This is a genomic window from Chryseolinea sp. H1M3-3 (assembly GCF_029360725.1).
GTDB lineage: Bacteria > Bacteroidota > Bacteroidia > Cytophagales > Cyclobacteriaceae > Chryseolinea.
Map to the genome: position 1 here is coordinate 1,001,457 of NZ_JARKMY010000010.1, position 12,201 is coordinate 1,013,657.

The 12,201-nt window shown below is 41.3% G+C and carries 12 protein-coding genes; 7 read left to right on the forward strand and 5 right to left on the reverse strand.

From position 1 onward, the window contains the following. Positions 1-59 precede the first annotated feature (59 nt). The gene (locus P2W71_RS21045; protein WP_276373306.1) at positions 60-884 is read left to right on the forward strand and encodes an endonuclease/exonuclease/phosphatase family protein; all 825 of its coding nucleotides are present in this window, start codon (positions 60-62) and stop codon (positions 882-884) included. Positions 885-920: 36 nt separating this feature from the next. On the opposite strand, the gene dusB is transcribed toward P2W71_RS21045, so the two are convergent. Further along, positions 921-1,916: a tRNA dihydrouridine synthase DusB gene (gene dusB / locus P2W71_RS21050; RefSeq protein WP_276373307.1), complete on the reverse strand. Its 996-nt coding sequence runs from the start codon at positions 1,914-1,916 to the stop codon at positions 921-923. 88 nt (positions 1,917-2,004) lie between these two features. Between dusB and P2W71_RS21055 the strand changes: the two genes are divergently transcribed. The 6 genes from P2W71_RS21055 (at position 2,005) to P2W71_RS21080 (ending at position 7,837) form a co-directional block, all read left to right on the forward strand. Next, complete coding sequence (locus tag P2W71_RS21055) at positions 2,005-2,883, forward strand: CPBP family intramembrane glutamic endopeptidase (RefSeq protein WP_276373308.1); 879 nt, start codon at positions 2,005-2,007, stop codon at positions 2,881-2,883. 46 nt (positions 2,884-2,929) lie between these two features. Continuing rightward, on the forward strand, positions 2,930-3,760 hold the full coding sequence (locus P2W71_RS21060) for a phosphatidate cytidylyltransferase (RefSeq protein WP_276373309.1): 831 nt from the start codon (positions 2,930-2,932) through the stop codon (positions 3,758-3,760). A gap of 21 nt (positions 3,761-3,781) precedes the next feature. Next, positions 3,782-4,219, forward strand: coding sequence for a DoxX family protein (locus P2W71_RS21065; protein ID WP_276373310.1), 438 nt, complete (start codon positions 3,782-3,784; stop codon positions 4,217-4,219). 207 nt (positions 4,220-4,426) lie between these two features. Beyond that, a complete protein-coding gene (locus P2W71_RS21070; protein ID WP_276373311.1) occupies positions 4,427-5,701 on the forward strand; it encodes a Glu/Leu/Phe/Val dehydrogenase in 1,275 nt (424 codons plus the stop codon). Between the two features lie 137 nt (positions 5,702-5,838). Then, entirely contained in the window at positions 5,839-6,498 is a 660-nt protein-coding gene (locus P2W71_RS21075) for a phosphatidylserine decarboxylase family protein (RefSeq protein WP_276373312.1), read from the forward strand. Between the two features lie 229 nt (positions 6,499-6,727). Then, a complete protein-coding gene (locus P2W71_RS21080) occupies positions 6,728-7,837 on the forward strand; it encodes an acyl-CoA desaturase (RefSeq protein WP_276373313.1) in 1,110 nt (369 codons plus the stop codon). 18 nt (positions 7,838-7,855) lie between these two features. On the opposite strand, the gene P2W71_RS21085 is transcribed toward P2W71_RS21080, so the two are convergent. The 4 genes from P2W71_RS21085 to P2W71_RS21100 all read right to left on the reverse strand — a co-directional run bounded on the left by P2W71_RS21085 (position 7,856) and on the right by P2W71_RS21100 (position 12,061). Next, the gene (locus P2W71_RS21085; RefSeq protein WP_276373314.1) at positions 7,856-9,769 is read right to left on the reverse strand and encodes a carboxypeptidase-like regulatory domain-containing protein; all 1,914 of its coding nucleotides are present in this window, start codon (positions 9,767-9,769) and stop codon (positions 7,856-7,858) included. Further along, positions 9,759-10,757 (reverse strand): FecR family protein, encoded by a 999-nt coding sequence (locus P2W71_RS21090; protein WP_276373315.1) that lies wholly within the window; start codon positions 10,755-10,757, stop codon positions 9,759-9,761. Before P2W71_RS21090 ends, P2W71_RS21085 begins: the two co-directional genes overlap by 11 nt. 7 nt (positions 10,758-10,764) lie before the next feature. Beyond that, complete coding sequence (locus P2W71_RS21095) at positions 10,765-11,358, reverse strand: RNA polymerase sigma-70 factor (RefSeq protein ID WP_276373316.1); 594 nt, start codon at positions 11,356-11,358, stop codon at positions 10,765-10,767. A gap of 112 nt (positions 11,359-11,470) precedes the next feature. Next, positions 11,471-12,061, reverse strand: a complete 591-nt coding sequence (locus P2W71_RS21100) for a hypothetical protein (protein WP_276373317.1) — start codon at positions 12,059-12,061, stop codon at positions 11,471-11,473. Between the last annotated feature and the right edge of the window lie 140 nt (positions 12,062-12,201).

Consider the following 12,201-nt stretch of genomic DNA (forward strand, 5'->3'; position numbering starts at 1 on the left):
ATCAGAAAACATTTTACAATCAATTAAAGTCTTAAATTTCCCGAATAAATATTCTACGTATGCGACCACTCTTTGCATTCATTTTCTTCATGGCAACACTTGGTTTACAAGCGCAGGCGATCAAGGTAATGACTTACAACATTCGACTTGACACCCCGAATGACAGCATTAATCAATGGCCTAAAAGAGATCACAAAGTATATGCATTGATTAAAAAGTATGATCCAGACCTAATCGGATTGCAGGAAGTATTGCATCACCAATTAATGGATCTGCTTCAAAATCTTCCTGCGTATACCTATATCGGTGTTGGCCGTGATGACGGAAAAACAAAAGGAGAATATTCTGCTATTCTTTACAAAAAGGATAGATTTAAGGCACTTAATCAAAATACTTTTTGGCTATCAGAAACACCGGAAGTCCCAGGAAGTAAAAGCTGGGATGCTGCCATTACTCGTGTTGCGTCCTGGGGAACATTCAAAGACTTAAAATCAAACAAAGATTTTTTAATGATCAATACACACTTTGATCACATTGGAAAAGAAGCCCGCAAAAACAGCGCAGCTTTATTAAAACAAAAAGCGTCGGAGATAGCCAAAGATTTCCCATTGATCATCACTGGAGATTTTAATTGTACACGTGCAGATGCGCCCTATGCAACCATCATGAATCCTGTCGGCATATCGTTGGTTGATCCTGCACCGAAAAATCCCCCGGGAACTTTCTGTAGCTTCAAAGTGAATTCCATAACATGCAACGGTATTGATTACATATTTCATTCTAAAGCTTGGAATGCAAATGCCTATCAAGTCATTCAGGATAATGACGGTAAGTACTATCCTTCAGATCATCTACCGGTCATGGTAAATTTGACGATACAATAAAAGCTTGTTAAAAGTCACGAGAAGTCTCCCGCAACGCTAGGCTACCATGAGTGATTTTGGGTAGGTATCAATGACTTCATCGAGTATGCCCATCACCTCGTCAAAGCTTTCTACTGATACCAGGCGCGTACGATAAGGTTTAAAATCAGGGACACCTTTAAAGTAATTGGAGTAGTGTCTGCGCATTTCGAAAATTCCGAGTCGGTCGCCCTTCCATCGAATTGAAAATTCCAAATGTTTTTTTGTGACCCGAACACGGTCAGTCATTGTCGGCGGCGTGAGTTTTTCACCGTGTTTCAGGAAATGTTTGATCTCGTTAAAGATCCATGGATATCCAATGGCAGCACGGCCAATCATAATGCCATCAACACCAAATTTATTTTTATACTCCAGTGCCTTTTCAGGTGAATCGATATCCCCATTGCCGAACACCGGAATTTGCATGCGTGGATTTTCTTTAATCTTCGCAATCAACGTCCAATCAGCCGAGCCCTTGTACATTTGAACGCGGGTTCGGCCATGGATGGTTAACGCTTTGATCCCGATGTCTTGCAGACGTTCGGCTACCTCGACCACGTTTTTTGTCTTGTCATCCCAACCCAACCGCGTTTTTACAGTCACAGGCAGATGTGTACACTTGACAATTTCTTCAGTCATTTTTACCATCTTCGGAATATCCTGAAGTAACGCGGCACCAGCGCCTCTGCATGCTACAGCCTTGACCGGGCAGCCGTAGTTAATATCTATTAAATCAGGATTTACTTCAGTCGCAATTTCTGCCGATTGCACCATGTTGCCGATATCGCCACCAAAAAGCTGGATCCCAACAGGACGTTCATATTCAAAAATATCCAGTTTCTGCCTGCTTTTAGCCGCATCCCTGATAAGTCCTTCTGAAGAAATAAACTCCGTATACATCAAGTCGGCCCCGCCTTCTTTGCAAACAGCACGGAATGGCGGATCACTGACATCCTCCATTGGAGCCAGCAATAAAGGGAAATCACCCAATTCTATCTGACCTATTTTCACCATATTTGAGCACAAAGATAATCAGGATTAATCAATGTTAACTCCCAACTTAGTCTCCGATCGGTCACCCTTACGCTCATTACTAACCATATTGCTAAACGTATTTATTGGTTTTGTAATCGTAGGACCAGTCTTGGGACTAGCGGTCGCTTCCTTATTTTATGAAGGCGAGTTGCTAAGCGACATGCAAAATCCTGATCTGCATCCCGGCATTGTGGGCCCGCTACTCATTACCCAAAGTATTGCTACGCTCATCGGGTTAATCATTTTTCCCTTGCTGCATATCGCTGCGATAGAACGCAAAAACATAAATGCTTTTTTTCCAGTGCAAGAAAAGACAGCCGTCGTGCTGGTTTTACTCATGGGTTTGGGGTTAACGTTCATGATTTCCATTTCACCCCTTGTTGAATGGAATATTAATTTAAAATTTCCCGAATTTCTTAAAGGGTTCGAAACTTGGGCAAGGGAAGCGGAAGACCGAACGGCGAAATTGACCGAAGCGATGACTACTTTTGGATCTTTAACCGACTTGTTCATAGCAATAATTGTAATTGCTCTGTTGCCGGCTATCGGAGAAGAACTTGTGTTCCGCGGTATGTTTCAAAATGAACTTTTCAGAGGTACAGGAAACGCTCATTTGGCCATCTGGGGATCGGCAATCATATTCAGCACCATTCATTTTCAATTTTATGGTTTCGTGCCACGGCTTTTGTTGGGTGCCTTGTTTGGGTATTTGTATTTCTGGTCCGGCAATTTGCTGATTCCAATGTTTGCTCACTTTTTTAACAATGCTTTCGGGGTTACAATGATTTATCTGCACCAACAAAAAATTACCGACCTTAATGTTGAAGATAACACGGCCGCGCCCTTACATTATGTAATTCTAAACATTGTGTTAACTATAGGGCTACTGTACTATATCCGTAAACATTATCAAGACAGACTCAGGCAAACATCCAATCAATATTAAATGAATTTATTGACTCTAATTCAACGCATCGCTTACTGACTTTTTTGTGAAATCTCCTCTCGCGAAATATAATAACTTAACCCAGCGCATTATTACCGGGTTGCTTGGATCGGCTGGAATAATTGCAGCGATCTGCATTAGTGACTGGCTTTATTGCACGGTTTTTTTCATCATATGTCTTTTCTCTTTACTCGAATTTTATAAACTGGTTGGCCTCGATGGGCACGTACCTCAAAAAACATTTGGCACCTTCTGCGGTATTTTGATTTTTTTACTGTCGTTTTTTATTGAGAGAGGTGACCTCTCCGACCGTTTTTACTTTTTGATATTTCCGATCGTGTCTTGTGTGTACATGATCAAGCTTTACAAAAAATTTGAACGAAAACCTTTTACGAACATTGCCTTTAATTTTTTAGGTATTTTTTATGTTGCGGTACCTTTTGCATTACTAAATGTTGCCGTCTTTGAAAATGGTTCTTACAATTATGAAATCATTTTCGGCTTGCTCTTCATATTGTGGGCTACCGATACAGGTGCTTATTTCGCCGGCACGTTTCTGGGTAAACGCAAACTCTTCGAACGAATTTCTCCAAAAAAATCGTGGGAAGGTTTTTTCGGAGGTGCAATATTAGCTATGATCTTTGCATTTGGTATCTCAACTTACTTCCATTCCTTATCGCAAACACAATGGATGATTATAGGGGTTATCGTAATCGTCGGGGGTACCTTCGGAGATCTGGTGGAGTCACTCCTTAAAAGAAGCATTTATATCAAAGACTCAGGCACAAGCCTGCCAGGGCACGGCGGATTTCTCGACAGGTTTGACGGCCTTTTTATTTCATCTCCCTTCATTGTCGCGTTTCTCGAGATTTTTTAAGTTGACTTATGTAAATTTCTCATGGCAAATTCAATTTACCAGAGGCTGAATAAATACTTCGACGATAGGGGCGACTGGGGCGCTTTCGTTCTTAGGCTGCTGATCGGCTGGCGTCTTATTGATGGCACTCAGGACAATGTTTTTAGTTGGTCGCGCATGCTGGAATTCCGTGATTTTTTGGAACAATACCATGTGGCATATCCATTGATCGCCGCAAGTGTTTCTGTTTACGCGCAATTTATCTGTGGAGTATTATACATGATCGGATTATGGATCAGGCCTGCAGCATTGGTAATGATTATTAATTTTATCGTAGCCCTTGTTGTCGTACACTTTGGAACAACATTCCAACAATCCTTTGAAGCTTTAACTTTGCTGTTTGGGTCATTGTTCTTCTTATTTTATGGTGCTGGAAAAATCTCTGTTGAAGAGTTGATAAACAGCAAAAATGTAAAGTAGCATACGTAAATTTTCCTATCCTCGCCAATTCCCAAATTCTATGGCAGCTTTATGTAAGGCTGTAAGCTTTTATATCGAAAAGCAAAAGCAATCTGCTTATTTTCTATCTTTGCAACCGTTTTCGATGCGTGTTTAAGATGACATTTATAGGACTTCGGAACACACAAGAAATTTTTTTAACTTCTGACGCAATCTCAATTTTAGTTTATGGCATACATTGAACCTGCTCCATTAAAAGATAAAGAGAATCCATTCGAGGCTATGATGTCGAGATTTCATAAAGCATCACAGATCCTGGGTTTGGAAGAGGAAATTTATAACGTATTAAAGAACCCTACACGGCAAGTCATAGTTTCTCTACCCGTTACTATGGATGATGGTGCTATCAGAGTTTTTGAAGGTTACCGGGTAATCCACTCCACGATTCTGGGTCCATCAAAGGGAGGTATCCGTTTTGATCCCCATGTTAACCTGGATGAAGTAAAGGCACTGGCAGCCTGGATGACATGGAAGTGTGCCGTTGTAGACATCCCTTACGGTGGCGCAAAAGGTGGTGTTACCTGTAACCCAAGAGAGATGTCAACCGGTGAAATTGAACGCTTAATGCGTGCATATACACAAGCGATGGCAGATGTATTCGGACCTGATCGTGACATTCCTGCGCCAGATATGGGAACTGGTCCTCGTGAAATGGCTTGGCTGATGGATCAATTCTCCAGAATTCAAGGCATGACAACCCATGCCGTAGTCACAGGGAAGCCATTGGTGATGGGCGGGTCATTGGGAAGAACGGAGGCAACCGGGCGAGGTGTAATGGTCTCTGCGATGGCAGCCATGGAGAAGCTAAAAATTAATCCTTATAAAGCCACATGTGCTGTGCAAGGCTTTGGCAACGTAGGTTCATGGGCCGCGAATTTATTACATGAACGCGGATTACTGGTGCAAGCAATCAGCGATCTTTCAGGCGCCTATTACAACGAGAAGGGTATTGACGTCGCGGCAGCAACAAAATATCGTGAAGTAAACAATGGTTCTATTGAGGGATTTCCTGAAGCTCAAAAGATTACGAACGAACAGCTACTAACCTTGCCAGTGGACTTATTGGTACCTGCAGCCACAGAAGATGTGATAACACATTCCAATGCCGCGAACATTCAGGCGAAACTCATTGTGGAAGGTGCTAATGGACCTACCTCTTCGAAAGCTGACGATATCATCAACGAAAAAGGAATTGTTGTGGTACCAGATATTCTTGCTAATGCGGGTGGCGTAACCGTGTCGTATTTTGAATGGGTACAAAATCGGTTAGGCTATAAGTGGACAGCCGACCGAGTCAACCGCAGGTCAGATAGAATTATGAAAGATGCTTTCACCAACGTTTATAAGACCGCACAAGAATACAAAGTACCTATGCGTATTGCGGCTTATATGGTAGCAATTGATAAAGTGGCAAAGACATACAAATATCGTGGTGGTTATTAAGCGTGATGAGATTGTTTCCGGCGGTTTTATATTGAAGGCAAACCACATTGATATTCACTATTTCATTTAACTTTTGTAGTGTTGCAATGTTGTTTTCAACAAGGCATCATTTTTTTAGAACATAGCAATCTTTATACATGACTGTACACAAAGAGGGACGTTTATTATTATTCATATTATTGATCGTTCTTTTCGCATTGAATTGGGCAATGCTCTACTACTTTCCTGAAAGTGGATTGGTTCAAAATAGCGTAATGCTGGCGAGCATCATTTTTTATCTTTTGATTCTTCAATTTTTTAGAAATCCGGTTTTCTCAATAACGTCTAATGACAAACATGTTCTTGCGCCTGCAGATGGAAAAGTTGTCGTCATTGAGGAGACAGTGGAGGGAGAATATTTAAAAAGTAAACGAAAACAAATATCCATATTCATGTCGCCCATAAATGTTCATGTCAACCGTATGCCTGTGGGCGGAGTAGTGAGCTTTTTTAAATATCATCCTGGTAAATACTTAGTCGCCTGGCATCCAAAATCCAGCACAGAAAATGAACGCACTACTGTGGTGGTGAAAATGGAGAATGGTGTTGAAATTTTATTTCGTCAAATCGCGGGTGCGCTGGCAAGAAGAATAAAATGTTATGTGAAGGTGGGGCAGCCGTTTCACCAAGGACAGGAGTTTGGTTTTATTAAGTTCGGCTCCCGCGTAGATATCTTCCTTCCCCTAGATGCCAAGGTAGCTGTTTCCATTGGCGATGTAACGAAAGGCGGACGAACCATTATCGCCGAATTGCCTTAAGCGAACATGGTCTAAAATAAATGCAAGTAAGTTTCCTTGTGAATTAGCCACAATCTTTTAGAGCATTCAGCGTTACTTTGTAACTACCTGGCACAGCGAACAACACTGGGAATATTTTTTTGTTAAGACTAACACTCGTTTTTAATGTTATTCTCTATACATTTAAAATTCTATTCATCAGTTAATTATCTCCTGCCATAGTTTGGAGCCTTTTACCATAACCTCACCTATGAAGCATTCCAGCGCTATTAAATTCTCGTCAGCACGAGCCGACTTTTTCACTACGCTTAACCATCGCGTTAACGACTATTTTAAGTCAAACAATATCAGCCGATATGCAAATGCACAGATGAAGTTTAAAACTGTGTTCATGTTTGCTTTGTATGCCGTTCCTTACTACCTAATCGTTAGCCAAACGGTCGCTAACGGATGGGGCATGCTCGCGCTTTGTATTCTGATGGGAACAGGAATTGCAGGCATTGGCCTGGCGGTAATGCATGATGCAAACCATGGCTCCTATTCAAACAAAAGCTGGATCAATAACCTGGTGGGTTATTCGCTCAACGTGATGGGTGCAGGCGCATTCAACTGGAAAGTTCAACACAATGTTTTACACCACACGTATACCAACATACATGACGTGGATGAGGACATCAGCCCTCGCGGAATCCTGCGCATGACGCCTCATAGTGAATGGAAATCGATTCATAGATTTCAACACATCTATGCCTGGTTCGTATATGGTTTAATGACCCTTGTATGGGTGCTTATTAAAGATTTTGTGCGATTAAGCCGTTACCACAAAGATGGTTTGGTGACAAAACAAAAAGCTGATATTAAAAAAGAGTGGGCGATCTTGATTGCAACAAAACTAATTTACGTCGGCTATATTTTGGTAATACCGATGATGGTGCTAGACATCACCTGGTGGCAATGGCTAATCGGTTTTGTGGCGATGCATTACGTGGCTGGATTCATTCTTGCCATTATCTTTCAGCCGGCGCATGTTATTGATGGTACTGAGTTTCCGATGCCTGATGACAACGGTAAGATGGATAATAGTTGGGCCATCCATCAGTTGCACACCACTACTAATTTTGCTAACAACAGCACATTATTTTCCTGGTATGTAGGCGGATTAAATTTTCAGGTTGAACATCATCTGTTCCCCAACGTGTGCCACGTGCACTACAAAAAAATATCGACCATCGTGAGGGCAACCACAGAGGAATTTGGACTACCTTATAAATCCGAGAGAAGATTTATCGATGCCATCGTCGGCCATGGTAAACTCCTTAAAGAATTAGGGAAGCGCCCGGTCCTGCAAATAAATCGATAAGTAGAACTTCAAGGCTTGCTAAAAAAAACGCAACCCTACTTTACCACCCCACCACATCTTCATGTTGAGATCATTGCTGTAAGTTTTATCGACAATAATGTGCGGTGAGTAATCTGTGAAAAGTGGTTTATACTTATCATAAGTTGTATCCGTCACATATCCATTTAAGGTTACACCGAACGTAATGCTTAAATGCTTCAGTACTTGCACGTCTGCTCCCAGGTAAACTTTGTTGATCAGATTAATTGCGTCAATGGTATTACCATATACAACCTGGTTAGCCGTTACGTCTACATTCAGGCTCAAGGTGCGGGAAAGCCTCGGAGCTGTACCAATTCCATATCCAAATGTCCAATGTGTCTCTTCGTCTTCAAATGTATTTGGCTTAGCGCCCACTGTAAGAATATTGTAGAACTGTCTTACGCCTGTTCTAATGGCAAGGTTGGTATAAAAAATTTCGTCTGCGGAAACTTCAAGTTTATGGTAGCCTTTTAAAACTACACTTAGGAAGCCAACAGGAATGCCACGTATGCTGTCCGTTATGTTTAGCAATCCCACCTGGCTCCCATGAACGTTAGTGGCATAGTTGACCAGGCCTGCCACTTGTGCTCCCTTTATTTTTTTTGCAGCAATATTCATAAGACCCGAAATTTGTGCTCCCTTAACTTCTTTCGCAGCAAAATTAATCAGTCCGGAAAGTTGAGCACCAGTAAAATTGCCGACCGTAAAATTCATTACGCCTGCGGCTTGCAAAGGGTGCGAGTCTTTCGTCGAAAAATTAAAGAGACCTGCTAGATGCGGACCATTTTGTTGACCAATTGTTCCATTACCTAGGCCTGCAAAATGAACACCACGAGAATCTCGATAGGTAAAGTTGAACAGCCCGGCAGCGGAAGGTTTAATTGAAGAATTCCCATTCAAATTAATCAGACCGGCAAATTGATAGCCCGTGACAGAATCGCGGTTCATATTCAATATACCGGCCATTTGCAGAAACGTCATCTTGCCGCCCACAGAGTTAAAAATGCCCGCGAATTGTGCACCATTCACATCGCCACGGACAATGTTAAACAATCCACCGATCTCGAGTTTCTTCACTCCTAATGAATAGCCGCCATACCAATTGTAAGAATAGTCATTGATCACGTTGCCACTCAGTTTATGGTTAGTGCCAACAAAAGGAAAAACCGAAAATTGAAATTTTCGGTATAAAGTGTCTTGAATGTTTTCGATGTTTACAGCCTGGGGCGTTAAAATCTTCGATTTCCAAAACCGCTTTATTTTTTGTCGCACACTATCGGCCAGAACATTTACCTTTTCCCCCTGCTCCCGCATTTGTATCCGAAGAAGTTGTTGCTTGTCTTTGGTAACAAAAATGACTGTATCTGTGTAATTCAATTTACTAACCGCTAACTTAACTTCTTCCCCCGACGGCTGATCAACTTTAATCTGAAAATATCCATAGGAATCGGTAACTGTTGATGTAAGCGTTATCGGATCGTAGACGCTAACATTCTTTAATCTTTTGCCGGTCGATTCATCAGTAACATAACCCGTCAATACACGTTGATCCACGTTATGGCTTGCCGAAGCTTTAGTAAGAATAATATATTTACCTCGCGCTTTGTATTGAATTGCGCCGCTGAAAATCTGATCTAAAACTTCCCTCACTGTTTTACCTCGAAAACTCTGATTGATAATTTTATCGCCATCGATAATGTTTGAGTTGTATGAAAATGTAAAACCTGCCTCCCGAGATAATTTTTTAAGCACAGCATCAAGTCTTTCGTTCTCGAAATTTATGGTGACGATTCTCTCTAACAAAGGAATTGGCTCATCTGGAATGTATGAGTTTCCCCGAAATCCAGTTAGCAGCAGGCATACGATTGCTAAAACAAATATTGCTTTTGGGCAGATGTTTTTAGTTTTCACAGCCTGCACCTTCTAACCTGATACTGCTGTCGGTGTGGGTCACGGTAAGCCCAAGCGTTTCGGCCATGACGGATGCAATCTCATCAATATCTTCATTATTGAAAGACACGGTAAGATGACAGTTATTCAAGTTCTCACTGATCACAATTTTCTTATCGTACACATTGTTTAGGGCTTGCACTGCAGTCCGCAAATCGGTATCGCTAAAACTGAAAAACTTGGTTTTGTATGCCAATATATTTTCCTCGGGTTGCTCTATGGTAAATTTCTTGGTCGTTTTATTATAGATTCCTTTGCCATTGGCAGACAAGTAAATACCAGAATCTTTATCCGTATAGAACATTACCTTTCCTTCCACAACAACAACCTCTACGGTATTATCTTCCGGATATGCTTTTACATTAAATGAAGTTCCGATATCACGAACAAATACGCCATCTACATCAATAATAAATGTCTTATCGTCCTCATGCTGAATGTTAAAGTAAGCCTCACCCTTCAGCCTCACTTTATGGCTCTTTTTGTTTTTATCGTAAGAATAAGAGAGCTCCGTTTTTTTGTTTAGAAAAACTCCACTTCCATCGGGCAACGTATCGGCTTTCGTTTCTTTTTGTGAAACTACTCCCCACGATTTGATGCCAGCCGGGTTCATCCATCGATAAGCAAAAAATCCAATGCCAAATACCACAACAATGCTCGCGGCTATCCGCCAGAAAAGCTGTGAATGCTTTTGAGTTGGCAAGGCAACTGTTCTAGACTCCGGGTGGAGTTTCGCTTTCATTTTAATCCACGCGGCGTCAACGTCAAATTCCTGCAGCGCTTTAGATCCAACTGTTTTCTCGAAAATCAGTTTACAATGATTAAAGTACTTTTCATTCGCGTCGCTTTCCTTGGACCAAGCTTCGATAAAATGAATTTCCCCCTCCTCAGCTTCACCTGCCAGGTACTTTCCTATAAGTTCATCAATATGTTCTACGTTGTAGTTCAACCAATTTTTAGTTTAAAAATCCGTTCATCAGAACAAATAACAATGGCAAATAATCCTTCAATTGCTCGCGCATTATTTTTAAAGCCTTTCCCATTTGGTTCTCTACTGTTTTTATTGAGATATTAAGTTGATCCGCGATCTCTGCATATTTCAATTCTTCAAACCGGCTCAACTTAAATACCATTCTGCATTGTTCCGGAAGTTTGTTCATCGCCTGGTAGATGCGTTCCTCCAATTCAGACGCCATAACTGTGCGTGTTACGGATTCAGTACTGCGTTCCGCAACTGATAATTGGGCTGTGACATGTTGCTGTTTAATTTTCTCGTGTTTCAGAACATTAAGGGATGCATTACGCACCATGGCGTAGAGATAAGGCTTTACCCCCGTGTGGATGGCTAGGTTTTCTTTTTTTTCCCAAACAGAAAGAAAGGTTGATTGCACAATCTCCTCCGCTTCGTCCCGGTCTTGCACAAAACTGTAAGCATAATTGCACAAGGTTTGGTAATAGGTTTTAAAAATCATTTCAAAAGCAGTTATATCACCCGCTTGCAGCGTAGTCAAAAGCTGATGTGCCGGCAAATCCACTGTTTTAGCTTCCATGAACAGCGAAATTTACGGCTTTGCGGCGTTGAGGTTATGACAATTGACAAAAGATTTACCCCTATTCGGTAAAAAAGATTTTTTCGCGATCATAAATCGGGTTAGACCGCATCTAGACTTCTTCAGCAACCCAGAATGGCGAGCCCGCCTTTATTTTTATCAGGCCGGCGCTGGCTGCTTTCCAATGCTTTCCTTCTGTGTGAGTAAGACCTTCTGTGTGAAAAAAAGAATCTTGACTTTGTTTTATTGCTATCACAGCGCCTGCGGGTAACCATTTTTCGAAATTCCCCGTCACTACCAGGGACCACTTTTCCTTCTCATCGTAGACATCCACCTGCAGCGAGTGCCCTACGTTTTCAATCTTACTAAGGATTTCCTCGGTGGGCGTACAGATAATATTTACCGAGGAGTTTTTATTCTGAATAAGAAACTGTAGGCCCGCCAGCAAAATATCATTGTGAGCAGAAAGGATTTGAATAGGTTCTTGATCTTTAACAACTTCTTTTAATGTTTCAAATGAATATTCATGCTGTATTACAACATCAATTTTTATTCCCCATGGGATTATTGTTTCCAGCATATGATCGGCAACCATGATTAATGGCACCCACTCTAATAACGGCTCTACAGCATGAATAGAGACAGATTCCAGAATAAAAAGTGCTGGTTCTTGACCTTCTTTTACAAAATGATGTGATGACATGGAATGACGTAACGCCTAAAGTTAAATGCAAAAATTGAGAGTCAGAAAAGCATGAGTTAAGCATTTGACCTCATATTGCACTTTACAGTTTCAAGAGGGTTGTAGATTAGTATACAACTCACGACTTTTCCCATCAAAAA

Coding starts and splice junctions, on each gene's coding strand:
- P2W71_RS21045 (WP_276373306.1), top strand. CDS start 60: ATGCGACCACTCTTTGCATTCATTTTCTTCATGGCAACACTTGGTTTA.
- dusB (WP_276373307.1), bottom strand. CDS start 1,916: ATGGTGAAAATAGGTCAGATAGAATTGGGTGATTTCCCTTTATTGCTG.
- P2W71_RS21065 (WP_276373310.1), top strand. CDS start 3,782: ATGGCAAATTCAATTTACCAGAGGCTGAATAAATACTTCGACGATAGG.
- P2W71_RS21070 (WP_276373311.1), top strand. CDS start 4,427: ATGGCATACATTGAACCTGCTCCATTAAAAGATAAAGAGAATCCATTC.
- P2W71_RS21075 (WP_276373312.1), top strand. CDS start 5,839: ATGACTGTACACAAAGAGGGACGTTTATTATTATTCATATTATTGATC.
- P2W71_RS21080 (WP_276373313.1), top strand. CDS start 6,728: ATGAAGCATTCCAGCGCTATTAAATTCTCGTCAGCACGAGCCGACTTT.
- P2W71_RS21095 (WP_276373316.1), bottom strand. CDS start 11,358: ATGGAAGCTAAAACAGTGGATTTGCCGGCACATCAGCTTTTGACTACG.
- P2W71_RS21100 (WP_276373317.1), bottom strand. CDS start 12,061: ATGTCATCACATCATTTTGTAAAAGAAGGTCAAGAACCAGCACTTTTT.